Here is a 25,719-nt window from a genome sequence, read left to right on the forward strand (position 1 = left end):
ATTCCCCGAAACAGGACATGGCCTGTCTTCGGGGGAAGGGGTCGTACGCCCTCATTCGTCACCCTGCATGCCACCCCGACCATGGACCAGGCCCCGATGCTGGATTCCCCCCCGTCACCCCGTCGCCGCCAGCTCCTCACGAGCTCCGCACTGTATGCCCTGACAACGGCCACGCTCTGGCCGTATGTCGGCCGCGCCGCCGCCTGCGACGACGCCGCCAACTGGATTCCGCCCGACGCCTTCCTCGCCGACCTGCCGCGCCTGATGCAGGCGCTGCGCGTGCCCGCCATCGGCATGGCGGTGGTGGAGCGCGGCGAAGTGGTGTGGTCGCGCAGCCTCGGCGTAATGAATGCGGAAGCACGGACGCCGGTGGTGGAAAGCACGCTGTTCGAGGACGCGTCGCTCAGCAAGCCGGTGTTCGCCTACCTGGTGCTGCAACTGGCCGACCTGGGCGTGATCGATCTCGATGCGCCACTGGTGCGCTACCGGCGGATGGACTACCTGGCCGACCACCCGTGGGTGGACCTGGTCACCGCGCGCGACGTGCTGCGCCACTCCACCGGCTTGCCGAACTGGCGCAAGGACCCGGCCAAGGAGACGCTGGTGCCCGCCGTGAAGCCGGGCACGCGCATCGACTATTCCGGCGAAGCGATCTTCTGGCTGCAGCTGGTGGTGGAGACACTGACCAACGAAAGTCTCGATGCCTCCATGCAGCGGCTTCTGTTCGGCCCGGCCGGCATGCGCGACAGCAGCTATACGTGGAGCAAGGACCTCGCCGCGCGTTCGGTCTACGGCCACCGCGCCGTGGAGGACGAAGAAACCGGCATGCCGCCGCAGATGCTGCGCGACACATGGAACGCGGCGCAGATCGTCGCCGACCGCTGGGGAAAGCCGCTGTCGGCATGGCGCTACGAGGACGCGGCACGCGCGTTGCCGGACGTGCAGGCGATCACGCCGAAGGGGCTGGTGAACTGGGCCGGCGACATCCTCGCCAATGCCGCCGCCAGCCTGCGCACCACGCCGGGCGACTACGCGCGCTTCATGGCGCTGATGGTGCGTACACGACGCGAACCCTGGCAGATCACGGAGGCCACGCGGACGGCGATGCTGACCAAGCAGATCGACGTGCCCGGCCGCTGGACCGACAAGGGGCTGGGCTGGAACCTGGAAGCCACGCCGCGCGGCCCGGTGTTCTACCACTCGGGCAGCAACGGCGGCATCTTCAAGAACTTCGCCCTCGGCGATGCCCGCGGCCAGCGCGCGCTCGTCGCGCTGACCAATGCCGGCAGCGGCAACGTGCTGTACCGGCGCGTGGTGCGCGCGGCCACCGGGCACGACCTGCTCGCGTTCGACCTGTAACCGCCACAACCGCGCAGCGCGCTCGTCGTTGGATGTGTTAAACAGCGATCCTGCCCCGCATCAGGATCCGCTGACATGGCCTTGACCCGTCCGTACCGCCGTCCGTCGCTTCGTTGCCTTGGCATCATCGCCACCACCCTCGCCCTGTCCGCCTGCGTCAGTACACCAGGCCCGCAAGTCGCCGGCAGCGGTACCTGCAAGGACGCCTCGCTGGGCTGGGCCGTGGGGCAACCCGCGGACGAAGCCACCCTGCGAAAGCTGTCGAGCGAAAGCGGCGCCGGCCTGGTCAATCCGATCGGCCCCACGACCGTGGTGAAGCACGACACCCGCAGCGACCGCCTGCGGGTCTACATCGACGCGCAGAACCGCATCACCGCGGCGCGCTGCGAGTAAGGCGAACCCGGCTGCCCCATGCGTCGCGACCACATCCTCACGCTGTCCTGCCCGGACCGCACCGGTATCGTCTACCGTGTCACCGGCCTGCTGTTCGATGCCGGCTGCAACATCCTCGATGCGCAGCAGTTCGGCGACGACGAATCCGGCCGCTTCTTCCTGCGCGTGCACTTCGATCTTCCGGCGACGATCACTGCCGACGGCCTGCGCGCGCGCTTCGAGCCGCTGGCCGAGGCATTCGCGATGGAGTGGCAGCTGCACGACGCGCGCCGCAAGGCGCGGCTGATGGTGCTGGTCAGCAAGCAGGGCCATTGCCTCAACGATCTGCTGTTCCGCGTGCATAGCCGACAGTTGCCGGTGGAGATCGCCTGTGTGGCGTCGAACCACGACGACTTCGCCGCGCTGGCGCAGTCCTACGGCGTGGCGTTCCACCACCTGCCGGTGTCGGGCGACAACCGGGCCGAGCAAGAGAAGCGCATCATCGACCTGGTGGAGCGCGAGAACATCGACCTGGTGGTGCTGGCGCGCTACATGCAGATCCTCTCGCCCGACCTCTGCGATGCGCTGTCCGGCCGCGCGATCAACATCCACCACAGCTTCCTGCCCAGCTTCAAGGGCGCCAAGCCGTACCACCAGGCGCACCAGCGCGGGGTCAAGATCATCGGCGCCACCGCGCACTACGTGACGCGCGACCTCGACGAAGGCCCGATCATCGAACAGGATGTCGCCCGCGTGGACCACGCGATGACGCCGAAAGAGCTGGTTCGGATGGGCAGCGACATCGAATCGCTGGTGCTGGCGCGCGCGGTGCGTCGCCACGTGGAGCACCGCATCCTGTTGAACGGGCACCGCACGGTGGTGTTCCGCTGACGGCGGACCTGGTCGTGGAGCCAAGGCGGTTGTGGGAGCGACGTAAGTCGCGAGCTCTTGTTGGGCAACCGAAAAGCTCGCGACTTACGTCGCTCCCACAGCCTCTCCTCAGGCGATGCCTTTGCTCAGGTGCTACTGCGCCGCCGCAGCCCGACCAGCACCGCGTACACGATCGCCAGCACCACCACCGCCACGCCGATTGCCGTCCATTCGCGCGTGCTCAGCGTGGTCAGGATGGCGAGCATGCCGATGACGGCGAGGCCAGGCACCAGCGGACCGCCGCGCAGCACGAACGGCTCGCCGCGCTCGCGCAGGTCGGTGCGTTGCGCCCGCCAGGCCGCGATACCCACCATCACGTAGACGAGGCAGACGGCGCCGCCGGAGATCAGCACCAGTGCCTCGAAGTTGCCCAGCACCGCCAGCACGCAGGCAATGCCGGCATGCGCGGCCAGCGACAGCAGCGGCACTCGATGGGTCGCGCTGACCCGGCCGAACGCCTGCGGCAGGTAACCGTCGCGGCCCAGCGCGAACAGCAGCCGCGACGATCCCAGCAGGTTGCCGAGCAGGAAGCCCGCCATCGAAACGCAGGCGGTCACCAGCAGCGCGATGCGCGCCGGATCCCACAGCCGCCCCGCCGCTTCGGCGATCGGCACGCTGCTGCTCGCCAGCGCGGGACCGAGCACACCCTGGCAGACGATCTGCAGGCCCAGGTACAGCAGCACCACCAGCAGGATCGCGCTCATCGCCGCGCGCGGCACGCTACGCGAGGGGTCGCGCACTTCGCCACCGGGAATAAGCGCCGTCTCCACGCCGGAATAGGCGAACACCACCATCACCATCGCCGCGCCCAGTGCCGTCCACGACGGCACGTCGGCGAACGCGAAACTGACCTGGGTTGTATCGACGAAGGCGAGCCCGACGATCACCAGCAGGAACAGCGGCACCAGCTTCAGCGTGGCCAGCGCCATCACCGCGCGCGCGCCCAGCTTCACGCCGAATGCGTTGAGTGCGTAGATGGCCGCGTACACGCCCAGCAACAACAGCGCGCGCGGCAGCGGTGCGGCGAACATCGGCCACAGACTGGCGGCCTGCAGCGACAGCGCCGCTGCCACGCCCGCGCTTGAGGCCACGTTGCAGATCCACATCAGCGCGCCGGCCAGGAAGCCCGGCAGCGTGCCGAACACCGCACTGACATAGGTGTAGGGACCACCGGTCGCCGACGCGCGGCTGCCGATCGCGGCGAAGCACAGGGCCACCGGCACCATCACCAGCGCGCCGGCCAGCAGCGCCAGCGGTGCGGCCGCACCGACCTGTGCCGACAGCGCGGCCGGCATCTTGAAGATGCCGCCGCCGACGATGATGTTGATGACCGCCGCGGCCAGCGCCAGGCTGCCGACCGCGCGCAGCAGCGCCGCATCGCCCTGCAGCGGGCGGGAGGAAGCGGAGTCGGCGTCGTGGGTCATCGGCGTACGGCGGCGGGAAGGAGTGCGAGCCTGCCACGCGACGACCGCGATGGCGAGCCACGGGCCCGCATGCGCTCATGGCGATTCGCCATTGGACGCGCGTGCCCCGCGGGCTAGCATCGGGTTCCGTTTCCCGGATCCATCCCCCTCGATGCCCACGCGTTCTGTCCGGCCCCTGCGCCACGCCTGCCTGCTCGCCCTGTTCGGCGTCCTCGCCTCGCCCGCCCATGCCGCGGAATCGTCCGCATTCGCCGCCCTGGAACAGGCGCAGCCCAAGCTCGTGCAGTGGCGCCGCGACCTCCACCAGCATCCCGAGCTCGGCGAACAGGAAACACGCACGGCGAAGCTCGTCGCCGACCACCTGCGCTCGCTCGGCCTGACGGTGCGCACCGGCGTCGGCAAGACCGGCGTGGTCGCCGTGCTGAAGGGCGCGAAGCCCGGCCCGCGCATCGCACTGCGCGCCGACATGGATGCACTGCCGGTCACCGAACAGACCGGCCTGCCGTTCGCGTCGAAGGTGAAGGCGGACTACCGCGGCCAACCGGTCGGCGTGATGCACGCCTGCGGCCACGATGCGCACGTCGCGATCCTGATGGGCGTCGCGCAGGCGCTGGTCGCCGCGAAGGACGAGCTGCCGGGCGAGGTGATGTTCGTGTTCCAGCCGGCCGAGGAAGGCCCGCCGGTCGCAGGCGAAGTGTTCGGCGCGGCGTTGATGCTGAAGGACGGCATCTTCAAGGACTTCACCCCCGACGCGGTGTTCGGCCTGCACGTGTGGGCCGGGCTGCCGATCGGCACAGTGGGCTACCGCAGCGGGCCGTTGATGGCGGCGGCGGACGAATGGACGCTTGTCGTGCGCGGCAAGCAGACGCACGGGTCGCGGCCGTGGGATGGCGTGGACCCGATCACGCTGGGCGCGCAGATCCTGCTGGGCACGCAGAGCATGATCGCCAGGCAGGTGAACATCGCCGCCAATCCTGTCGTCCTGACCGCGGGCCAGTTCAACAGCGGCGTGCGCTTCAACATCATCCCCGACGAAGCCACGCTGGTCGGCACGCTGCGCACCTTCGAACCCGCCGTGCGCGAGGACGTGATCGCACGGTTCCGCCGCATCGCCGGCGACTACGCGCATGCCAGTGAGGGCCATGCCGACCTGCACGTGGTCAACAATGCGCCCGCGACGATCAACCAGCCGGCGCTGGCCCAGCGGGTGCGGCCATCGCTGGCGCGCGCGGTGGGCGAGGACAAGGTGATCGACGTGGCGCCGGTGACCATCGCCGAGGATTTCTCCCAGTTCGCCAACACCGTGCCGGGCTTCTACTTCTTCGTCGGCTCGACCGCGAAGGGCATCGATCCCGCCACCGCGCCGATCAACCACTCGCCGCAGTTCCTGCTCGACGAACAGGCGCTGGAGACCGGCAGCAAGGCGATGCTGCAGGTGGCATGGGATTACCTGCACACGCCTTGAGGGAGAAGGGTTGTGGGAGCGACGTAAGTCGCGATGCTCTTCCTCGGGCCACACGAAAAGCTCGCGACTTACGTCGCTCCCACAACAGCTGGGTCAGAACGACGCGACCCACACCCGCAACGGATGCTGCGGATCCGCCAGCAGGCGGATCGCCAGCGCGATCGACACGGTGACCAGCAGCGGCTTGATGATGCGCGCGCCCTGCTTCATCGCGAAGCGCGAGCCGAGCTGCGCGCCGAGGAACTGGCCCGCGCCCATCAGCAGGCCGACCTTCCACAGCACCGCGCCATGCGCGAGGAACACCGCGAACGCGCCGAGGTTGGAGCCGAAGTTGAGGAACTTGGTGTGCGCGGTCGCCTTGAGGATGCCGAAGCCCGCCAGCGCCACGAAGCCCAGCATCAGGAACGAGCCGGTGCCCGGGCCGAACAAGCCGTCGTAGAAACCGATCGCCGGCACGAAGGTCAGCGCGAACACCTGCGGCCGCATGCGCTGGTGGCGGTCGATGTGGCCGATGTCGGGCTTCAGCCCGAAGTACACCGCGATGCCGACCAGCAGGAACGGCAGCGCCCACTTCAGCCACTCGACCGGAATCACCGTCGCCAGCAGCGCGCCGCCCACCGCGCCCAGCGCGGCGGTCAGCACCATCGGCAGCTGGCCCTTGAGATCCACATGCCCGTGCCGCGCATACGCCCAGCTCGCCGAGCCGGAGCCGAACAGCGACTGCAGCTTGTTGGTGCCCAGCACCTGCAACGGCGGAATGCCCGCCAGCAGCATCGCCGGGATCGTCACCATGCCGCCGCCGCCGGCGATGGCGTCGATGAAGCCCGCCAGCATGGCGGCGAGGAACAGCAGCAGGAGCACCTGCAGGGCGAGGTCGGGCATGGGGACGGGCGAGGCGGGCGGAAGATCGGTCGTTCGCATCCGGCACACATGCGGAACGCCTGTGTATTCTAGAACTTCCTCCATCGCCAAGGACGACGACGATGCGCTCTGCGCTGATGCTTGCTGCGTGCCTGGGGTTCTGCGCCACGGTGGACGCCGTTGCCGCCGAGTACCGCAGCGCGCTGGGTGCCTACAAGGCGAAGGACTATCCCGCGTGCGCCCGCCTGTACGGCCAGCAGGCCGACCGCACGCCGCCGGTGCGCGGCGCGGCCTACGATGCCGCGTGCTGCCTGGCCCTGGCAGGCGAGAAGGAGGCCGCGTTCGCCCGGCTGCTGGCGACGCCGTCGGATCTGCTGCGCAGCCATGTCGCCGACGATGCCGACCTGGCGTCCCTGCACGACGATCCACGCTGGCCGGCGCTGCTGGCCCGCCACCGGAGCGACATGGCATCGCAGATGGTCCGCCGCGACGATGCCCTGCTGGACGAGCTGCAACGCCGCATCGACAACGACCAGAACGCCCGCAACCAGGCAATGCAGGACCCGGCGAACGAGACCCTGGCGACGGCGATGGGCGACATCGATCGCGACAATACCGCCTGGCTGAAGGCCTACCTGACCGAGCACGGATGGCCCGGCTATGACGTGGTGGGCCGCAGCGGCAGCATGGGATTCTTCCTGCTGGCGCAGCATGCCGACCACGATCCCGCCTTCCAGGATCAGGTGCTCGTCATGCTGCAGGACGCGGTGACCCGCAAGCAGGCCTCCGGCATCCATCTCGCGTACCTGACCGATCGTGTGCGGCTCGCGCAGGGCAAGCCGCAACTCTATGGAACGCAGTTCCATACCGTGGACGGAAAGCTCGAGCCGCAGCCCATTGCCGATCCAGGGCAGGTCGAGGCGCGACGCGCCGCCCTGGGCATGGAATCGCTGGACGAGTACACCGCGAACCTGCAGGACATGCACGCGACACCGAAGAAGTAACCGACTACTGTCCAGGCTTGCGCCTCCTGCCGGACTCCGCCATGCCCAACGCCCTCCCGCTTTCCGCCATCACCTTGGCCATCGCCCTGTTCGCCCCTGCCGCCGCCGCGCAGGACGCGCCCATGGCGCAGCGTCCCGAGGTCGCCGCCGCGGGCAGGTCCTTGCAGCAGCAGGTGATCGACTGGCGCCGGCATTTCCATCAACACCCGGAACTGTCCAACCGCGAGGAACAGACGGCGAAGCGCGTGGCCGAGGAGCTGCGCACGCTGGGCCTGCAGCCGCGCACCGGCATCGCGCACCACGGCGTCACCGCCGTCATCAAGGGCGGCAGGCCCGGCCCGCGCATCGCGTTGCGCGCCGACATGGACGCGCTGCCGGTGCCCGAACGCAACAGCCTGCCGTTCGCGTCCAAGGCGACGGCGACCTACCGCGGCGAGACCGTCGGCGTGATGCATGCCTGCGGCCATGACGCGCACACCGGCATCCTGCTGGGCGTGGCGAAAGCGCTCGTGGCGATGCAGGACCAGCTGCCCGGCGAAGTGCTGCTGGTGTTCCAGCCCGCCGAGGAAGGCGCGCCGGCCGGTGAGGAAGGCGGTGCCTCGCTGATGCTGGCCGAAGGCGTGTTCAAGGACTTCAAGCCCGAAGCGGTGTTCGGCCTGCATGTGTTCTCGTCGATTCCGGTCGGCCAGATCGGCGTGCGCCAGGGACCGCTGATGGCCGCGTCCGACGCCTTCACCCTGAAGGTCATCGGCCGGCAGACGCACGGCTCGCGGCCGTGGGGCGGCATCGACCCGATCGTGGCGATGGCCGACATCATCGGCACCACCCAGACCATCGTCAGCCGCCGCACCGACATCTCCAGGCTGCCGGCGGTGGTCAGCTTCGGCGCCATCAAGGGCGGCATCCGCTACAACATCATTCCCGACGACGTGGAAGTGGTCGGCACCATCCGCACCTTCGACGACGGCATGCGGCAGAAGATCTTCGCCGACCTGAAGAACGTCGCCTCGCACGTGGCCGCCGCGCACGGCGCGAAAGTGGAAGCCAGCGTGCCCGACAACGATGGCAACCCGGTCACCGTCAACAATCCCGCACTCACCGCGCGCATGCTGCCCAGCCTGCAGGCGGCCGTCGGCGCGGACAACGTCATCACGCCGCCGCTACAGATGGGGGCGGAGGACTTCTCGTTCTACGCGCGCGAAGTACCGTCGATGTTCTTCTTCGTCGGCAGCACCGCGAAAGGCACCGATCCGGTGACCGCACCAAGCAACCACTCGCCGGAATTCATGCTCGACGAAGCCTCGCTGGACGTCGGCCTGCGTGCGTTGCTCCAGGTCACACTGGACTACCTGCACGCACCCAAGGGCTGACCGCCCCACCGTTGCCGCGCGGCGGGCGCGAGGCCACAATGCCGCGCGCATGAAGCCCTCCCGCCGCCCTCCGCGTTCCCTTGCACTGGCCGTCGTCGGCGGCGGCGCGTGCGCGTCGGCATGGCCAACGGCATGAGTCAGCCGTTCGCCCGCGCGCTGGCGTTGTTCGACGACTGCGTGGCGATGCCGCCGGCGGAGCGCGACGCGACGCTGGCCGAGCTCGCCCAACGCGACCCGGACACGCATCGCGCACTGTGGATGCTGCTCGAGGCGGATGGTGCGCTGCAGGAGGCTGGCGATCACGATCTGCTGCCGCGGGCATCGCTCGAGGTGCTGCCGACGCGGGCGGGCGCGCCCGCGTCATCCCGGACCGACGCGGACCTGCGGATCGGCAGCCGGCTGGGTCCCTGGCGGATCGAACGGCTGCTGGATTCCGGTGGCATGGGCACGGTGTACGAAGCCTGGCGCGATGATGGCCAGTACCAGCAGCGCGTCGCGCTGAAATGCATCCGCACCGAACTGACCTCGCCGCGGCTGGTGGACAGCTTCCGCCGCGAACGCGATGCGCTGGCCGCACTGGAACATCCCGGCATCGCCACGCTGTTCGACGGCGGCGTGGAACCCGATGGCCACCCATGGTTCGCGATGCGCTATGTACAGGGCGCGCAGATCGACACCTGGTGCGATGCCCGCATGGCTGGCCTGCGCCAGCGCGTGGAGCTGCTGGTGCAGGTCTGCGATGCGCTCGCCTACGCACACCAGCGGCGTGTGCTGCACCAGGACATCAAGCCGTCCAACCTGATGGTCACCGGGACCGGCCAGGTGCAGGTGCTCGACTTCGGCCTGACCGCGTCGCTGGCGGCCACCGATTCCCTGCCGCGGCTGGCCGCATCCGACGGCTACACGGCGCCGGAAGCCCTCGCGGGCGCCATGCCGGCGATGACCATGGACGTCTGGTCGCTGGGCACCCTGATGTACCGCCTGCTGTGCGGCGTGCTGCCGCGCGTCTCGCAGCCCCTGCTGTCCACGGTGGTGGCGCGCGAGGACGACGATACCCCCACGATGTCGCGCCTGGCCGCACGGGTCGCGGCGACCGAGGCGCAGGCCCGTGGCTTCGCCAGCGCGGCGGCACTCGCGCGCGGGCTGGCGGGCGACCTGGACGCCATCGCCGCCCGTTGCATCGCGCACGATCCGGATGAGCGCTACACCAGCGTTGCCGCGTTGCGCGACGACCTGCAGGCCTGGCTGCAGCTGCGGCCGGTGCACGCACGCGGCGGCGGCGGCCTGTACCGTACCCGCCGCTTCCTGCAGCGGCACCGGCTTGCCGCCGGGCTGGCCGGCACCGTCGTGGTGGTGGTGCTGGCCGGCGCGGGCGTCGTCGCCACCCAGCACCATCGCGCCGCACAGGAAGCCGCGGCGACCCTGGCGCTGTCGCAGGTATTCGAAGAGACGCTCGGCACCGCCACGCTGTCGGGCCTCGGCGACACCGCCATGTCCTCGCGCGCCCTGCTGCTCGATACCGAGCGTCGCGTGCGTACCGTGGTCGGAACCGGCCACCCCGACGTGCTCGCGCGTGGCCTGTCGATCCTCGCCCGCAACCAGGTATTGGTCGGCGACTACGCCCGCGCCACGGCACTGGCCGAGGAAGCGGCCTCGCTGCGCGACGGCAACGCCGCCGCCAACGCCGCCACGCTGGCGGCGCTGTTGAACTTGCAGGGCAAGCCGGCGGACGCGCGTCGCGTCGCCGGCGACGCACTCGCCGCGCTGGGCGGCACGCAGGACAACGCGGAGGCCCGCACGCAGCTGATCGCGGAGCTGGCCCTGGCCCACTGGGACATGGCCGAGCACGCGCGCGCGCGGGAGCTCCTGGACCAGGCCTTGGCCCAGCCCGCCAGTCCGCCGGCCATCCGGGCGCAACTGCTGACGCTGCGTGGCCAGTGGAGCACGCGCCTGATGCGCTTCGCCGAGGCCGATGCCGAGCTGCGGCAGGCGATCGCGTTGGCCACGCCCGACCATCCGCTGGTGGCGAACGAAGCGCGCAACTACCTCGCCCAGAACCTGCTGGTGCAGGAGCGCACCGACGAAGGCCGCACGATCATCGAAGCGCTGCTCGCCGATTACCGCCATCGCCTGGGCAACACGCATCCGCTGGTCGGCCGCACCCTGCGGGCGCTGGCCAACCTGCAGTGCTCCGGCGGCGACCTGGACGGCTGCGCCACCAGCATCGACGAGGCCGAGCGGATCGTGCGTCGCCACTATGGCGAGCAGCACCCCGAGTACGCGGAGGTCCTGCGCGTGCGCTCGCTGCTGCATGTGTTCGGCCGGGGCGATCCCGCAGAGGGCGTCGCGCTGCTACGCCAGGCCATCGCGATGCTGGAAGCGGCCTATCCCGACCACCACTACACGGTGATGCGCGCCCGCTTCATGCTGGCGCGCCGCCTGCTGATATCGCCGCCCGCCGCTGCGCCCGACGTGCGCAAGCGCAGCCTGGCCGAGCCGATCCGGCTGCTGGAATCGGTGATGGAGCATTTCGCCCTTGCCCGGCTGCCGGTATTGCCGCTGCACCGGTACACGCTGGCGCAGGCCCTGCTGCAACGGAGCGACCCGGGCGACCTGGCGCGCGCTCGCCAGTTGCTGGTGGAAAACCAGTCGACGCTGCGCGCGTATCCCGCCAGCTCCAGCATGCACGCCTTCAATGCGTACCTGCTGGCCGACGTCGTCCGCCGCACCGGCGACCTCGAACAGGCCGATGCGATGCTGGCCGCGCTGATGCCGGCGTTGCAGGCGCAGCAGACCAGCACCAACAGCCGCTTCGCGCTGCGCGACGTGCTGCTGCTGCGCGCGACGATCGCGGCTGAACGCGGAAAACCGAAAGAGGCGCGCGACTGGCTGGTACAGACCGTGCGCCACATGGAAACCGCCTTCGGCCCCGACCATGTCGGTGTCGGCCGCATGCGCGAGCGGCTGGCGACGTTCGACCGCACGGGCGAAGCGACGCCGCCCTGACGCGATACCGTCAGCGGTGGTCGCCGTCCAGGTAGTACCAGCGGCCGTCGATGCGCGCGAACCGGCTTCGTTCCTGCATCCGCACCGCACTGCCGCCGCCGATGCGGTAGCGCGCGATGAATTCGACCTCGGCGGTGTCCGGCCCGGTGACGCGGTGGTCCTTCACGCTCAGGCCCAGCCAGGTGGTGCGCGGTGCGCCGGGCGCGTCCAGTCCGAGTTCGTCGGGGCGCGTATCCGGATGCCAAGTGGTTCGCAGGTAATCGGCATCACCCACGACGAACGCGCTGTAGCGCGAGCGCATCAGGGCGTCGGCGTCTGGCGCAGGCTCACCGGCGTGGTAACGGCCGCAACAGGCGGCGTAGTCGCGGCCGGTGCCGCAGGGACAGGGGGAGGTGTTCAATGAGGGTGCCGATCCATGCACGTGGGAGCGACGTCAGTCGCGAAGTGGCCGCCGTGGCAGCTCATCGCGACTGACGTCGCTCCCACACCGGTATCCCGCCTCAGCGTCCATCAACGGCGGTTGTGGCCGGTCTCGATGAAGCGCAGGAACTCGGCGCGCGTGCGCGCATCCTCGCGGAACGTGCCCAGCATCTTGCTGGTCACCATGCTGACGCCGCGCTTGTGCACGCCACGGGTGGTCATGCATTCGTGCGCGCCGTCGACGACGACCGCCACGCCGCGCGGCTGCAGCACGTCCTGGATGCACTGCGCGATCTGCGCGGTCATCTTCTCCTGCACCTGGAAGCGGCGCGCGTACACGTCGACCACGCGCGCCAGCTTGCTGATGCCGACCACCTTCCCGTCGGGCAGGTAGCCGACGTGCGCGCGGCCGATGATCGGCGCCATGTGGTGTTCGCAATGGCTTTCGAACTCGATGTCGCGCAGCACGATCATCTCGTCGTAGCCGGCGACTTCCTCGAACGTGCGCGCCAGGTACTCGCGCGGATCCATCTGGTAGCCGCTGAACCAGTCCCGGTACGCCTTGGCGACGCGCTTGGGCGTGTCCAGCAAGCCTTCGCGCGAGGGATCTTCACCTGCCCATTCGAGCAGTACGCGCACGGCGTCCTCGGCCTGCGCCTGGCTCACCTTGCCGGATTTGTCGTCGGACTGGCTCATCGGAGGGATTCCTGCGGGGGGCGTGGAGGATAACGCATCTGTCTTGCGCGCCCTCTACGGCGCGCACCGCCCCACGGATGCGGAACAGCGCCTTGCCGGATGCGGCGGATGCGTGCGCCGCAGGCGCCGGCCCGCCGTCCGGCACTCGCCAAGCCGGGCGCGCGGGCGCACCCTATGCGCCGGTCCACCACCGTGACGGGCGATCCCGTCGTACTTCCCGTTGTCCGTCCCGGAGTTCCTCCATGCTGCGTACGCTGTTGCTCTCCTCCGCCATCGCCGTCGCCCTGTCCGCCTGCGGCGACCGCCCCGCTGCCGAATCCGCCATGCCCGCCACCGCCGCCACGCCCGCCGAAAGCGCGAATCCCCTGTTCACCGCCAGCACCCTGCCGTTCCAGGCACCGCCGTTCGACAAGATCAAGGACGCCGACTACCAGCCCGCCATCGAGGAAGGCATGCGCCAGCACCTCGCCGAGGTGCGCACCATCGCCGACAACGCCGAGCCGGCCACCTTCGCCAACACGTTCGAGGCGCTGGAGCGCAGCGGCACGCTGCTGACGCGGGCGAGCGCCGCGTTCTTCGCGATGACGGGCGCCAACACCAATCCCGCGCTGCAGGCCGCCGAAGAGGCACTGGCGCCGAAGCTGGCCGAGCACAGCGACAGCATCCACCTGGATCCGACGCTGTTCGCGCGCGTGAAGGCCGTCTACGACCAGCGCGACACGCTCGGCCTGACGCCCGAGCAGAAGACCGTGGTGGAGCACACCTACGACGGCTTCGTGCGTGCCGGCGCGCAGCTGTCCGACGACGCCAAGGCCGAACTGCGCACGCTCAACAGCGAGGAATCGTCGCTGAGCACGGCGTTCAGCACCAAGCTGCTGGCCGCCGACAACGCCGGTGGCGTGTTCGTCGCCGACAAGGCGAAGCTCGACGGCATGGACGAGGGCGCGATCGCCGCCGCCGCCGATGCCGCGAAAGCCGCCGGCAAGGACGGCCAGTGGCTGCTGAGCCTGCAGAACACCACGCAGCAGCCATCGCTGGGCTCGCTGAAGGACCGCGCGCTGCGCGAGCAGCTGATGGCCGCGTCGCTGGGTCGCGCCGAGAAGGGCGACGCCAACGACACCCGCGCCACCATCCAGCGCCTGGCCGAGCTGCGCGCGCGCAAGGCGCAGCTGCTGGGCTTCCCGAACTACGCCGCCTACAGCATCGCCGACCAGCTGGCCGGCACGCCCGAGGTCGCGCTGAAGCTGCTCACCGACACCGTGCCCGCCGCCACCGCGCGCGCGCGCGCCGAGCTGGCCAAGATCCAGGGCGTGGTCGATGCGCAGAAGGGCGGCTTCACCGCCGGCGCGGCCGACTGGGACGTCTACGCCGAGCAGGTGCGCAAGGCCGAGTTCGACCTGGACGAGTCGCAGATCAAGCCGTACTTCGAACTGGACCGCGTGCTGAAGGACGGCGTGTTCTTCGCCGCGCACGCGCTGTACGGCATCACCGCGAAGGAGCGCAAGGACATCCCGGTCTACCACCCGGACGTGCGCGTGTTCGACATCATGGACGCCGACGGCAAGCAGCTGGCGCTGTTCTACCTGGATCCGTTCAAGCGCGAGAGCAAGCAGGGCGGCGCGTGGATGGGCAACTTCGTCGAGCAGAACGGCCTGACCGGCGACATCCCGGTGGTCTACAACGTGGAGAACTTCACCAAGCCCGCCGCCGGCCAGCCCGCGCTGCTGAGCTTCGACGACGTCACCACGCTGTTCCACGAGTTCGGCCATGCGTTGCACGGCTTCTTCTCGAAGACGCAGTACCCCAGCGTGGCCGGCACCAACACACCGCGCGACTTCGTCGAGTTCCCGTCGCAGTTCAACGAGCACTGGGCGCTGGACCCGAAGGTGTTCGCCAACTACGCCAAGCACCACCAGACCGGCGAGGCGATGCCGCAGGCGCTGGTCGACAAGATCGTCAAGGCGCGCACCTTCAACCAGGGCTACGCGACCACCGAGTACCTGTCCGCCGCGCTGCTCGACCTCGCCTGGCACCTGCAGCCGGCCGGTGCCGGCAAGCAGGATGTCGACGCGTTCGAGAAGCAGGCGCTCGCGACGTACAAGGTGGACCTGGCCGCGGTGCCGCCGCGCTACCGCAGCAGCTACTTCAGCCACATCTGGGGCGGCGGCTACGCGGCCGGCTACTACGCCTACTTCGGCGCGGAAGTGCTCGACCACGATGCCTTCCAGTGGTTCCGCGAGAACGGCGGCCTGACCCGGCAGAACGGCCAGGTCTTCCGCGACAAGGTGCTGTCGATCGGCCACTCGCGCGACCTCGCCACCGCCTACCGCGAATTCCGCGGCAAGGACCCCAGCGTCGAACCGCTGCTGGAACATCGCGGCCTGAAGTAAGCCGCACGCCATGACGTACGACACGAAGGCCCGCGCATGCGGGCCTTCGTCTTTCCGCGAACCGCGTTGCATCCGGCATCGACACCGCGCACGTATCCTGCGTGCATGAAGCTGCTGATCATCACCTACGGCACCGAGGGCGATACGCGCCCGCTGGCCGCACTCGGCCATGCGCTGATGCAGGCCGGGCACGAGGTCGAACTGCTCGGCGATGGCAGCACGCTCGGCATCGCGCAGACGCTCGGTGTGCCGTCACGGGCACTGGCCGGCGATATCCGCGCGACCATCGCCGCCGACGGCGCGATGCGCGACATCACGCGCAACCTCGCGAACCTCACCATCGCGCACAGCAGCGACTGGTTGCATCAGGCCATCGACGCCGGCCACGGCTGCGACGCCATCATCGTCTCCGGCCTGGCCGCCTTCGTCGGCTTGTCGGCGGCCGAAGCGCTGGGCGTGCCGGCGATCGGCGCGATGCTGATCCCGATCTCGCCGACCTCCGCGTTCGCCTCGCCGTTCCTGCCGCTCACGCCACCGCGCCTGTTCAACCACGCCAGCCATACGCTGTTCGGCCGGCTCAGCTGGCGGCTGTTCCGCAAGGCCACCAACCGCGCACGCGCGCAGGCGGGACTGCCGCCCCGGCGCTCGCTGTGGACCGATCACCCGATGCTGTACGGCGTGTCGCCCGCACTGGTGCCGCGCCCGGGTGATTGGCCGGACAACGCGCATGTCTGTGGCCAATGGGTGCCGCCGCTGGCGGCGACGTTCGCGCCTTCCGAGGCGCTGCTCGCCTTCCTCGATGCCGGCGAGCCGCCGGTCTACGTCGGCTTCGGCAGCATGGCCGGCTTCGACAATGCGCGGCTGGCGGATGCGGTGATCGGTGCGGTCGGCCAGCGCCGTGCGCTGTTCAATGCCGGTTGGAGCGGCATCGATGCGGCGCGCCTGCCACTCAACTTCCACGCCGTCGGCCACGTGCCGCACGACTGGCTGCTGCCGCGCTGCACGATGGCGATCCACCACGGCGGTTCCGGTACCACACACTCCGCCTGCCGCGCCGGCATCCCCTCGGTCATCGTGCCGTTCGCCGGCGACCAGTCCTTCTGGAATGCGCGCCTGCGCGATGCCGGCGTGATGGCGCATGCGCTGAAGGGCGCGTCGATCACGCCCGCGCGGCTTCGCGAAGCCATCGCGTTCGCCGACAGTGGTGACGCTCGCCGGCATGCCGCGGAACTCGGCCGACCGATGCGGCAGGAAGACGGCTGCGCCGCCGCGGTTGGCTGGGTGGAACGCTACGTCTCCGCCCTACGCCGGCACTGACGAAACCGCCTCACTCCGCCGCGACCGGCGCGCCCATGTTGCCCTTGCTGTACATGCCCGAGCGGTCGAAGCAGCACGCACGGCGCTTGCCCGAGGCGAGCATGTCGCAGGCGGTGGCGACGCGCTTCACCCGCGTCTCGGCCTTCTTGCCCGAGGTGATCCAGTGGATCCAATCGCGGCGCGCCACCGGCGTGAGGCTGCTCCACACGGCTTTCGCTTCCGGTGCGGCCGTGAGCGCCTTGCGGATGTCGGGCGGTACGACGGGTTCGGGTTCTTCCGCCACCGGGGCGATCACCAGCTCGACCTGGTCGCCGGCCGCGACCCCCGCCGCCGTGCGCAATGCCTTCTCGACCTTCAGCCAGTGACTGCCCACGCCATCCGGCTCCAGCGTGGCCTGGAACGGCTGACCCGCGAACGTGCCCTCCACGGTCGTCATGCCGCGGGCCGGCAGCTTCGCGCTGGCGGCTTGCGGCAGCACGAGGAACGTCCACGTTGCGACCTTCGGTTCGGCGGGTCGGCGCAAGGTGGCGGTGAAGCGGATCGGCGCCGTCGATGTGCTCATGAGCCGATGGTAGCGCCGTCGCCATCGCGATGTCGTTGCCTGGGGATTCCGGGGTGTGAAGGCCGTGCATCCGAGGCCATCACGCGATGTTTCCTCGTGCGTACCTAGAACAGAGGCTTACGAGGACTCCAGGAGGCGGCCATGCCCCCGATCCAGCGACACGACGACCTGCACCACCACGCCATCGATGTGGTCGCGGTGGATCCTGCGCTGCTGAATTTCGGCATCGACGTATTCCAGGCGGTGATGAACGGTGCGATGCCGGTCGCCGAGTACGACGGCGACGATCTCGCCTGCACCGGCATGAACGTCATCGCGCGCCAGATCGGCGGCCACGGCCTGACGCTGGAAGAGGAGGCCTCGGTGGTGTTGCGCGTGGTCGCGTTCGGCGACCTGGTCAGCCAGGCCGAGGCCGACAGCCGCATCGCCGCGCACATCGGCGTGTCCGCCGATGGTTACCAGATCACGCCGGCCTTCCTGCACGCCGCGGCCAGCGCGGATATCGTGCGCCGCGTCGATGGTGGCTTCGGCTACGACCTCGACAGCGTGGCGGCACGGTTGGTGCATTGATCGGCATGCCCTCTCTCGCCCACCGATTCCATCCGCAGCGGCCTGCTCGTCGACGACCGTTCCTGCGCGGCCGGGAATTCGAAGGCCGGCAGGAAGCGCCGGTATTCGGCAGCTTCGCCACCCGCCGGATGCTGTAACCACGCGGGGCGACGACAGGATCGCCGGCCGGCTGCCGGCAAGCCGTGCCCGCTAAGTGGTTGGCGTCGTCGCCACGATTTCCGCCTGCGTCAGATACAACCGCAGGTCGAACTCCAGCTGGTGGTAGTCCGGCTCGATGTGCGTGCACAGCTGGTAGAACGCCTTGTTGTGGTCGGCTTCCTTCAGGTGCGCGAGTTCGTGCACGGCGATCATCTTGAGGAAGTCGGCCGGCGCGTCGCGGAACACGGTGGCGATGCGGATCTCGCGACTGGCCTTGAGCCGGCCGCCATGCACGCGGGAGATCGCGGTGTGCGTGCCCAGCGCGTGCTTCATCACCTGCAGCGTGCTGTCGTAGACCACCTTGCCCAGCGGCACCGAGCGGCGCAGGTACTGCTCCTTCAACGCCTGCACGTAGGCGTACAGCTGGCCGTCGCTGCGCCCCGCATGCGGCTCGGCGTACTTCTTCGCCAGCATCGGCCGCAGCCCGTCCTGCGCGATCAGCGCGCGCACCTGCGCCTGCAGGTGGTCGGGATAACCGGCGAGGTACTTCAGCGGTTCCATCCGGGCGGCAGTGATACGGGTGGTGGTGGCTCGACGGGTATGATGGACCCTCGGACTCCAGCACGAAACCGCGACATGGCGAAGGGAAACCCACTGCAGGAACAACTGCTCAAGGCCGGCCTGGTCAAGAAATCCAAGCTGGCCGAGGTCGCGCGCGAGCAGAACAAGGCCCGCCATGGCAAGGGTCCTGTGGCGCCCAGCGAGAGCCAGCGCGACGCCGAACGCGCCCGCAGCGAGAAGGCCGAGCGCGACCGTGCCCTGGACGCCGAACGCAAGGCGCAGGCCCGCACCGCGGAGCTGCGTGCGCAGGCACGGCAGATCGTCGCCGATCGCAAGGTGCCGCGTGCCGGCGAGATCGAATACCGTTTCACCGTCGACGGTGCCATCCGCACCGTGCTGGTCAACGACGACCTGAAGAAGAAACTGGTCGCGGGCGCGCTGGTCATCGCCCGCGTCGACGACCGCTACGAACTGCTGCCGCGCGTCGCCGCGGACAAGGTGCGCGAACGCGACGCCAGCATGATCGTCCTCGACCACGGCCAAGGGACCGAAGCCGCCGCGTCCACCTCCGAGGACGACGACTACTACGCCCAGTTCAAGGTCCCCGACGACCTGATGTGGTGATGGCCGGACGGGCTTGACGGCTCCTGTAGGGTGGAATGAGACCCCTGCGGAGACCGCCATGCAGCAGCACGAACTCGATGCCCTCTTCGACCAGCAGGCCGCCGGCTACGACGCCCGCTGGGTGCGCATGGCGCCGATCCGCGAGAGCCTGCTGTTCCTGATGGAGACGGTGTTCGCGGACCTGCCGGAGGACGCGCACCTGCTATGCGTGGGTGCCGGCACCGGCGCCGAGATCGCGCACCTGGCGAAGCGCTTTCCGCGCTGGACCTTCCTGGCTCTCGATCCCTCCACGCAGATGATCGCCGCCTGCCGCGAACGCGCCGAGCGCGAGGGCTTCGCCGACCGCTGCCAGTTCCATGCCGACGTGGTCGACACGCTGCCGGACGTGGCGGCCTTCGATGGCGCCACCTGCCTGCTGGTCTCGCAGTTCTTGCTCGATCCCGCCGTGCGCACCGCGTTCTTCGCATCGATCGCGCGCCGCCTGCGCACCGGCGGCACGCTCGCCTGGGCCGACCTCGCCTGGGACACCGACGCCGCCGACTACCCGGCAATACTGAAGCTGTGGATGGAAACCATGTCCGGCGCCGGCCTGGATGACGCCGCACTCGAGCAGATCCGCGCCAACTACGCCCGCGATGTCGCCATCCTGCCGCCCGACCGCGTCGCCGCGCTGGCGGCAGCCGGCGGCTTCCTGCCGCCGCTGCGCTTCCACCAGGCCGGCATGATCCACGGCTGGTCCGCACGCACGGCGCGGTAGGCTCGCGTCACCACCTCGTTCCCCGACGCCAAGGAAGACCGCATGCGCCTGACCTGCCTGTCGTTCGCGTTGTGCCTCGCCGTGTCGCCCGCCTTCGCGCGGGACGCCTCCACCGCGGTGTCACCGCCGGTCGAAGACACCGGCACGCTGGCCGGCGCGCCGTACCGCATCGATATCCCGGCCGAGTGGAACGGCGAACTCGTCGTGCTGGCGCACGGCTTCGAACCGGTCGGCGTGCCGCGCGACACGCCGTGGCCGGCCGATCCCGCCACGCCGATGTTCACCTCGGGACGCTACGCGGTGGCGCAGAGCGGCTATGCGACGCAGGGCTGGGCGGTGCGCGACGGCATCGCCGACAGCGAGCGCCTGCGCGCGCATTTCGTGCAGCAGCACGGGCATCCGAAGAAGACATGGATGGTCGGCATGTCGATGGGCGGCGGCATCGCCATCGCCAGCCTGGAGCAGCAGCCTACGCACTACGACGGCGCGCTGTCGCTGTGCGGCGCGAACCTGCCGGGCGAGGTACTGGCGGAGGAACTGTTCACCTCGCTGGTCGCGTTCGATGCACTGTTCCCCTCGGGCGACGGTGCCGCGGCGCATCGCCTGTCCGATCCCGCCGCACCCGTCCTCGGCCAGGGCGCGGTGATGGATCGGGTCGACGCCGCCCTGCCGCGCGATCCCGCGGCGGCGCAGCAGCTCGCGGCGAAGCTGGAGGTATCCGTGGACGCGCTGCCCGGCACGCTGGGCCTGCACTACCTGGTCATCCGCGACCTGATGACGCGCGCGGGTGGCATGCCGGTGGACAACCGCGCAACGCGTTACACGGGTTTCGGCGACGACGCGGCGTTCAACGCCGCCGTGCCGCGCTACACGGGCGATGCGAAGGCGGTGGCCTACGCGGCCTCGGCCCCGGTGCTCACTGGCCGCCCGCAGAAGCCGCTGGTGCTGCAGTACAACGCCGACGACCCGACCATCAATCCGCGCTTCCGACCGGTCTATGCGCAGAAGGCGCAAGGCGCCGCCGTTGCGCCGCTGACACTGCCGGACGTGCCTGGCGGGCATTGCCGCTTCACCGAAGACCAGGTGCGCGACGCGTTTCGCGTGCTGACGGAGTGGGTGGAGACGGAGTCGCGGCCGGGCGGTTGATCGCGAGATCAGCGCGCTGCGTCCTGCACGCCAGCACCGACGATCAGGACGACGAGGCGTGACGTCGTCACCCCGGCAAGAAGGGAACCGTCTGCCTGACCGGACCGATCCGGACCGGCTTGCCGCCCAGTGTGGCGGGCCGATACCTCCACAACCGGATCGCCCGGAGTGCCGCCTCACCGAACTCCGGCGTGGTCGCCTTTTCGAGTGTCGCGTTACTGACGACACCCTGTTCGTCGATCTCGAACAGCACGGACGCTTCGCCCGATTGCCCCGCGCGCAGTGCTGCGACTGGATAAGCCGGCGCTGCCGCACTCACCAGGGTCGGCGGGCAATCGCACTTGCCGTCGCTGCAGTAGTGCATCACGCCTTGCTTGGACATTTCGCGGTTATAGACGTCCGCCGATACGGATTCCCCGGCCGGCGTGGCCAGCGTGCTGCAACCGGCCAGGATCAGCGACGATACGATGAGGACGAGTCTGATGGGACGAACCATGGAACCTCCTAGTGAGCGCCAGCAGTGGGATGTTTCCAACAGGCGGGAAACCCTAACCCGCACTGCGGTAGATGAATACATCGGTGATGACGACCTCATAGCTGGGGTCGGCGTCTGCGCTCGGGATGAAGTCCGATGCCGGATCCAGCAGGAAGATGCCTTTCTGCTCGACGAAGAATTCGTAGGTGTAGAGATAGACGCCCCGTTCGTTACGGTAGACCCGTTCCGGCTTCAACCGGGTCACGGCCGCGGGCCACGCCGAAGGTGCGATATCGCCGACGGGATGCCGGAGCAGATCCTCGCGCGCGGCAACCAGTGCCTCGGCTTCAAGGCGCGACACCGATGGCGTGCATCCACACGCCACGATCAGCAGAAGCAGGAGGGCCAGCCGCGGTAGTTGCCGCACGCCGCTCACGCCTGTTGTTCGGCGGCTCTTTTTTCGCGCAGCTGCTGCACGTGCCGCTGATGCGCCTTCTCCGTCCTGAAGCTGAAGAAGTAGTAGACAGCGACGGCGCCCACGATGAGGGCTGGTCCGACATTGCGACCAAGGGCGTAGCCCAGCTCATACGCCGGCAGGCTGGACTGCCATGCCATGAAGACGTTCCAGGCGATGAAGACGGCCACCAGCGCAAGGAAGATGCCCGCACCGTTGACGGTCAACCGGCCGCGCATCGCGTTGATCGCCTTGGCGATCCCCATGCAGACGAGAAAAACGACGAAGAATCCGACAAGCTCCATGCATTCCCCCTGGTGATGTCCTGTTCCCCGATCAGCGGATGCGGATGCGGTGCGCTGCATGCCCTGCGCGCGCCGTCCCCACGGCGCCGTCCGATCTTAGGTTCGGACGCATCGGCCAACAAGATGCATCGCTTGCGGACCCGCGCCGTCAACCCGACCGCTCACCCAGCCCCCACCTCGATCCCCTTCACCAGCCGCGACGCCAGCCGCTCGTTCCGCAACTGCGCCAGCCACCACTCCAGCGCGCGGCCCTGGTGGTCGCCGCGCCAGGCGACGTAGAGCAAATTCGGTTCGCGCGGGTCGGCCATCTGCTTTTCCACCAGCTCACCACGCGTGAGCAGGCCGGCGACGCGATCACGCGGCAGCCAGCCCACGCCGAGGCCCTCGCACTGGGCCTGGATCTTCGCGCGCATGCTGGGCACCGCCAGTGAGGCTTGCCCGCTCTGCATGCCGTAGCCGCGCACGTCGACGCGGCGCGAGGTATCGGCCACCACCACCGCGCGATGCTGCAGCACCGTGGCGCGCTCCACCGGTTCGCTCGCCTTCGCCAGCGGATGCCGTGGCGAGACCGCGAACACCCAGTCCATCACGCCCAGTTCGAACCAGCGCAGCCCCGGGATGACCGGCGGCTCGTTGGTCGCGCCGACCACCACGTCCGCACGCCCATCGCGCAGCGCATCCCAGGCGCCGGTGAGCACTTCATGGGTGATGCGCAGCGTCACGCCCGATTTCAGGTCGTCGAACGCGCGGATCACCGGCAGCAGCGTGTCGAATTCGAGGATCTCGTCGGTGACGATCCACAGCCGGTCTTCCCAGCCGCCGGCGACCTGCTTCACCCGCTGGGTCAGTCGCGACACGTCCAGCATCAGCCGCGCGGCTTCCTGCGCCAGCAGGTGGCCGGCCGGCGTCAGCTGCAGGCGGTAGCGGCGGCGGTCGAACAGCAGCGCGTCGAAGCGCGTCTCGAGCTGCCGTGCCGCGTGCGACACGGTGGACGGCGCCTTGCCCAGGCGGGCGGCGGCGCGCGACAGGCTGCCGCTCTCGCGGATGGCGTCCAGCAAGGCCAGTTCGTCTGCCGACAACATGTTCGATCCCGTCGAACGAGTCCGTCGCGATTGTGGCACGGAAAGCGCCGGGAGCCTTGCCACCATGCATGCACAGCATCCCGCTGGCATCGAAGGACTTCACCATGAACCGCTTCACCGACAAGACCATCCTCATCACCGGCGGCAGCAGCGGCATCGGCCTGGCCACCGCCCAGGCCTTTGCTGCCGAGGGCGCACGCGTGGTCGTCACAGGCCGCGACGCCGCCACCCTCGAGCAGGCCAGGACCACCCTCGGCCCCGACACCATCGCCCTGGTCAACGACGCCGGCCGCCTGGCCGATGCCAAGGCCCTCGCCGCCACCCTGGCCGACGCCGGCGCGCGCCTGGACGGCGTGTTCCTCAACGCCGGCACGGCGAAGTTCGCCGCCTTCCCCGACGTCGACGAAGCGCTGTGGGACCAGATCTTCGACACCAACATCAAGGGTCCGTACTTCCAGGTGCAGGCGCTGCTGCCGCTGCTCAATCCCGGCGCCTCGATCGTCATCAACGGCTCGACCAACGCCCGCATCGGCATGCCGAACAGCTCGGTCTACGCCGCCAGCAAGGCCGCACTGATCTCGCTGGCGAAGACGCTGTCGGCCGAGCTGTTGCCGCGCGGCGTGCGCGTCAACGTCGTCAGCCCCGGCCCGGTGGCCACGCCGCTGTACGGCAAGCTGGGCCTGGATGCCGCCGCGCTGGACGCCACCGCGGCGCAGATCCAGAACCAGATCCCGCTGGGCCGCTTCGGCACGCCGGAAGAGATCGCCTCCACCGTACTGCACCTGTCCGCGCCCGAGTCCGCCTTCATCGTCGGCACCGAGATCATCGCCGATGGCGGCATGAGCCAGCTGTAAGCGCCGCGCCACATCGAATCCATCGTCGGAGGCTTTCAGGCGAACGTCGAACCTTGTCTGAGAAGAATGGATGCTTCTCGGACAATGCTGGGAATCTGTCGCTCGTCGTTGACCGGTAGCGCGAGCAGAGCTTCCTTGAACCTCGCCTGCGCCGTGCAGCGCCTCTACTCCGCCACCAGCACCAGCGCGACCGGCTTGCCGGCGCGCAGCACGACCAGCGCCACCCTGTCGCCGGGCTTCACCCTGCCCATGTCGCCGAAGAACGTGCGTGCGGAGCTGCCGACCAGCGGCTTGCCGTTGAGCTGCTGCACCACGTCGCCCACCTGCAGGCCGGCGCGTGCCGCCGGCGAGGCGGGCGCGACCACCTTCACCACGACCTGCCTGATGTCGGCGTCCAGCATCTTGCGGTCGAACTTCGCATCGACGGTGAAGCCGAGCTTGCCCTGGGCGGCGTGGGCCGAGAACGCGAGCAGGCTGGCGAGGAGGACGGCGATCAGGCGGAGGGCGATGGACATGGAGGCGCACCTGGAGGGTCGCGGGCATCATGCCTGTTCGCGACCCATCATGCCGGCTTCACTTCCCGCAACGCCGCCTCCGACGATGATCGCGCGGACGGCAGGCCGGCTTCGCGACCGACAAGGACAACGGATGAGGCATGGGAGGGCGACTCGGGTATCGGTGCGGCGGGCAACGCTGCACGACGCGGCGCTGCTCTCGATGATCGGCACGGCCGCCTACGCAGCGACATACGCCGACATCTGGGAAAACGCGGGCGGGCTGGCCGACAAGCTGGCGACGTTCCGACCCGATGCGTTCGCGGATTGCCTGCAGTCGGCCAACGCGCAGACGTGGATCGCGACGCTCGATGGCGCGCCCGCAGGCTTCCTGACACTGGTGAACGGCGTGCCCAGTCCGGCGTCCAAGCGCGACGGCGGTGCGGAGATCACGCGCTTCTACCTGCTGGGCCCCGCGAGCGGCCAGGGCATCGGCCGTGCCTTGTTCGAAGCGGCGCTGGCGGAAGCCACGACCGTGGGGGCGCGCTACCTGTGGCTCGACCTGATGGCGCACGCGCACTGGGCGGAGAAGGCGTACATCCGCCTCGGGTTCCGGGTTACCGGCCAGAGCGAGATGACCGCGGCGGTGCGCGCGGACAGGCGCGCGAAGTTGGTGATGGAGCGGGAGATCGCGTGAGGCGCGATCCTTTCAGGTCAGGCTGAAACCAGCGTCTGCGCTGCGCCATCACTGGCACCGACCTCGCCGATCGTGGTGAGGTCGATGCCGTCGATGCAGGCGAGGTTGTACCCGTATTGGTTGGGCACGCTGCGGCGCTGGTGGTGGGTGTAGATGCCGCACACGCTGCAGAACCAGTGCTTGGCGATCCTGGTGTTCCACTGGTAGAGGCTCAGCCTGTCCTCGCCGCGCGTGATGCGCAGGCGGTCGAGCGTGACACCGGCCATGATCGCGCCACGGCGGCTGCACATGGAGCAGTTGCAGCGACGGATGTTCTGGTGGCCGTCGATGAGATCGACTTCGAACTCGACCGCCTTGCAGTGGCAGGCACCGGTGACGGTGTGCAT

Annotated in this window: 27 protein-coding genes; 15 read left to right on the top strand and 12 right to left on the bottom strand. The window is 69.3% G+C overall.

Annotated features, from left to right (window positions below; all coding sequences use genetic code 11):
• Window positions 1-96 precede the first annotated feature (96 nt).
• The 3 genes from AX730_RS19215 (at window position 97) to purU (ending at window position 2,622) form a co-directional block, all read left to right on the top strand.
• Window positions 97-1,359, top strand: a complete 1,263-nt coding sequence (locus tag AX730_RS19215) for a serine hydrolase domain-containing protein (RefSeq protein WP_198147224.1) — start codon at window positions 97-99, stop codon at window positions 1,357-1,359.
• A 75-nt stretch (window positions 1,360-1,434) separates the two neighbouring features.
• Window positions 1,435-1,752: a hypothetical protein gene (locus AX730_RS16035; protein WP_062358206.1), complete on the top strand. Its 318-nt coding sequence runs from the start codon at window positions 1,435-1,437 to the stop codon at window positions 1,750-1,752.
• An 18-nt stretch (window positions 1,753-1,770) separates the two neighbouring features.
• Window positions 1,771-2,622 (top strand): formyltetrahydrofolate deformylase, encoded by an 852-nt coding sequence (gene purU, locus AX730_RS16040; RefSeq protein ID WP_062358207.1) that lies wholly within the window; start codon window positions 1,771-1,773, stop codon window positions 2,620-2,622.
• Between the two features lie 125 nt (window positions 2,623-2,747).
• Here purU and AX730_RS16045 read toward each other — a convergent pair whose 3' ends face one another.
• Window positions 2,748-4,085: an APC family permease gene (locus AX730_RS16045; RefSeq protein ID WP_062358208.1), complete on the bottom strand. Its 1,338-nt coding sequence runs from the start codon at window positions 4,083-4,085 to the stop codon at window positions 2,748-2,750.
• A gap of 151 nt (window positions 4,086-4,236) precedes the next feature.
• Here AX730_RS16045 and AX730_RS16050 point away from each other — a divergent pair, with 151 nt between their 5' ends.
• Window positions 4,237-5,550, top strand: a complete 1,314-nt coding sequence (locus AX730_RS16050) for an amidohydrolase (protein ID WP_083537996.1) — start codon at window positions 4,237-4,239, stop codon at window positions 5,548-5,550.
• Window positions 5,551-5,643: 93 nt separating this feature from the next.
• On the opposite strand, the gene AX730_RS16055 is transcribed toward AX730_RS16050, so the two are convergent.
• On the bottom strand, window positions 5,644-6,432 hold the full coding sequence (locus AX730_RS16055; protein WP_062358209.1) for a TSUP family transporter: 789 nt from the start codon (window positions 6,430-6,432) through the stop codon (window positions 5,644-5,646).
• A gap of 101 nt (window positions 6,433-6,533) precedes the next feature.
• Between AX730_RS16055 and AX730_RS16060 the strand changes: the two genes are divergently transcribed.
• The 3 genes from AX730_RS16060 (at window position 6,534) to AX730_RS16070 (ending at window position 11,791) form a co-directional block, all read left to right on the top strand.
• On the top strand, window positions 6,534-7,415 hold the full coding sequence (locus AX730_RS16060) for a DUF6624 domain-containing protein (protein WP_062358210.1): 882 nt from the start codon (window positions 6,534-6,536) through the stop codon (window positions 7,413-7,415).
• A 41-nt stretch (window positions 7,416-7,456) separates the two neighbouring features.
• Window positions 7,457-8,785, top strand: a complete 1,329-nt coding sequence (locus AX730_RS16065; RefSeq protein WP_062358211.1) for a M20 family metallopeptidase — start codon at window positions 7,457-7,459, stop codon at window positions 8,783-8,785.
• A gap of 132 nt (window positions 8,786-8,917) precedes the next feature.
• Complete coding sequence (locus AX730_RS16070; protein WP_198147225.1) at window positions 8,918-11,791, top strand: serine/threonine-protein kinase; 2,874 nt, start codon at window positions 8,918-8,920, stop codon at window positions 11,789-11,791.
• Between the two features lie 10 nt (window positions 11,792-11,801).
• Here the strand turns inward: AX730_RS16070 and AX730_RS16075 are convergent, their stop codons facing one another.
• Window positions 11,802-12,212, bottom strand: coding sequence for a YchJ family protein (locus tag AX730_RS16075; RefSeq protein ID WP_062358213.1), 411 nt, complete (start codon window positions 12,210-12,212; stop codon window positions 11,802-11,804).
• An 89-nt stretch (window positions 12,213-12,301) separates the two neighbouring features.
• Window positions 12,302-12,907, bottom strand: coding sequence for a GTP cyclohydrolase I FolE (gene folE / locus AX730_RS16080; protein WP_062358214.1), 606 nt, complete (start codon window positions 12,905-12,907; stop codon window positions 12,302-12,304).
• A gap of 242 nt (window positions 12,908-13,149) precedes the next feature.
• Between folE and dcp the strand changes: the two genes are divergently transcribed.
• Together dcp and AX730_RS16090 are read left to right on the top strand one after the other, a co-directional pair.
• Window positions 13,150-15,297 (top strand): peptidyl-dipeptidase Dcp, encoded by a 2,148-nt coding sequence (gene dcp, locus AX730_RS16085; protein WP_062358215.1) that lies wholly within the window; start codon window positions 13,150-13,152, stop codon window positions 15,295-15,297.
• Between the two features lie 105 nt (window positions 15,298-15,402).
• A complete protein-coding gene (locus AX730_RS16090; protein WP_062358216.1) occupies window positions 15,403-16,614 on the top strand; it encodes a glycosyltransferase in 1,212 nt (403 codons plus the stop codon).
• 10 nt (window positions 16,615-16,624) lie between these two features.
• On the opposite strand, the gene AX730_RS16095 is transcribed toward AX730_RS16090, so the two are convergent.
• Window positions 16,625-17,176 (bottom strand): YdeI/OmpD-associated family protein, encoded by a 552-nt coding sequence (locus tag AX730_RS16095; protein ID WP_062358217.1) that lies wholly within the window; start codon window positions 17,174-17,176, stop codon window positions 16,625-16,627.
• 141 nt (window positions 17,177-17,317) lie between these two features.
• Between AX730_RS16095 and AX730_RS16100 the strand changes: the two genes are divergently transcribed.
• Entirely contained in the window at window positions 17,318-17,746 is a 429-nt protein-coding gene (locus AX730_RS16100) for a hypothetical protein (protein WP_062358218.1), read from the top strand.
• A gap of 189 nt (window positions 17,747-17,935) precedes the next feature.
• On the opposite strand, the gene AX730_RS16105 is transcribed toward AX730_RS16100, so the two are convergent.
• Window positions 17,936-18,445 (bottom strand): M48 metallopeptidase family protein, encoded by a 510-nt coding sequence (locus AX730_RS16105; protein ID WP_062358219.1) that lies wholly within the window; start codon window positions 18,443-18,445, stop codon window positions 17,936-17,938.
• Between the two features lie 75 nt (window positions 18,446-18,520).
• On the opposite strand from AX730_RS16105, the gene AX730_RS16110 reads away from it, so the two are divergent.
• The 3 genes from AX730_RS16110 to AX730_RS16120 are packed head-to-tail and all read left to right on the top strand — an operon-like array spanning window position 18,521 to window position 20,972.
• On the top strand, window positions 18,521-19,069 hold the full coding sequence (locus AX730_RS16110) for a DUF2058 domain-containing protein (protein WP_062358220.1): 549 nt from the start codon (window positions 18,521-18,523) through the stop codon (window positions 19,067-19,069).
• A 58-nt stretch (window positions 19,070-19,127) separates the two neighbouring features.
• Window positions 19,128-19,826 carry a class I SAM-dependent methyltransferase gene (locus AX730_RS16115; RefSeq protein WP_062358221.1) on the top strand — a complete coding sequence of 233 codons (699 nt, stop codon included), beginning with the start codon at window positions 19,128-19,130 and terminating at the stop codon, window positions 19,824-19,826.
• Window positions 19,827-19,868: 42 nt separating this feature from the next.
• The gene (locus tag AX730_RS16120; protein WP_062358222.1) at window positions 19,869-20,972 is read left to right on the top strand and encodes an alpha/beta hydrolase; all 1,104 of its coding nucleotides are present in this window, start codon (window positions 19,869-19,871) and stop codon (window positions 20,970-20,972) included.
• Between the two features lie 67 nt (window positions 20,973-21,039).
• Here the strand turns inward: AX730_RS16120 and AX730_RS16125 are convergent, their stop codons facing one another.
• The 4 genes from AX730_RS16125 to AX730_RS16140 form a co-directional block, all read right to left on the bottom strand.
• Entirely contained in the window at window positions 21,040-21,468 is a 429-nt protein-coding gene (locus AX730_RS16125; RefSeq protein ID WP_062358223.1) for an energy transducer TonB, read from the bottom strand.
• 52 nt (window positions 21,469-21,520) lie between these two features.
• Entirely contained in the window at window positions 21,521-21,883 is a 363-nt protein-coding gene (locus AX730_RS16130; protein ID WP_062358224.1) for a hypothetical protein, read from the bottom strand.
• The gene (locus AX730_RS16135; RefSeq protein ID WP_157074306.1) at window positions 21,880-22,266 is read right to left on the bottom strand and encodes a hypothetical protein; all 387 of its coding nucleotides are present in this window, start codon (window positions 22,264-22,266) and stop codon (window positions 21,880-21,882) included. Before AX730_RS16135 ends, AX730_RS16130 begins: the two co-directional genes overlap by 4 nt.
• A 101-nt stretch (window positions 22,267-22,367) precedes the next feature.
• Window positions 22,368-23,288 carry a LysR family transcriptional regulator gene (locus tag AX730_RS16140; RefSeq protein ID WP_062358226.1) on the bottom strand — a complete coding sequence of 307 codons (921 nt, stop codon included), beginning with the start codon at window positions 23,286-23,288 and terminating at the stop codon, window positions 22,368-22,370.
• Window positions 23,289-23,356: 68 nt separating this feature from the next.
• Here AX730_RS16140 and AX730_RS16145 point away from each other — a divergent pair, with 68 nt between their 5' ends.
• Window positions 23,357-24,142 (top strand): SDR family oxidoreductase, encoded by a 786-nt coding sequence (locus AX730_RS16145; RefSeq protein WP_232310285.1) that lies wholly within the window; start codon window positions 23,357-23,359, stop codon window positions 24,140-24,142.
• Between the two features lie 164 nt (window positions 24,143-24,306).
• Here the strand turns inward: AX730_RS16145 and AX730_RS16150 are convergent, their stop codons facing one another.
• Window positions 24,307-24,657, bottom strand: coding sequence for a PDZ domain-containing protein (locus tag AX730_RS16150; protein WP_062358227.1), 351 nt, complete (start codon window positions 24,655-24,657; stop codon window positions 24,307-24,309).
• A 163-nt stretch (window positions 24,658-24,820) separates the two neighbouring features.
• On the opposite strand from AX730_RS16150, the gene AX730_RS19220 reads away from it, so the two are divergent.
• Window positions 24,821-25,333: a GNAT family N-acetyltransferase gene (locus AX730_RS19220; protein WP_062358228.1), complete on the top strand. Its 513-nt coding sequence runs from the start codon at window positions 24,821-24,823 to the stop codon at window positions 25,331-25,333.
• Between the two features lie 17 nt (window positions 25,334-25,350).
• On the opposite strand, the gene AX730_RS16160 is transcribed toward AX730_RS19220, so the two are convergent.
• Entirely contained in the window at window positions 25,351-25,719 is a 369-nt protein-coding gene (locus AX730_RS16160) for a GFA family protein (protein ID WP_062358229.1), read from the bottom strand.

It is taken from the genome of Pseudoxanthomonas mexicana (genome assembly GCF_001556105.1).
GTDB lineage: Bacteria > Pseudomonadota > Gammaproteobacteria > Xanthomonadales > Xanthomonadaceae > Pseudoxanthomonas_A > Pseudoxanthomonas_A mexicana_A.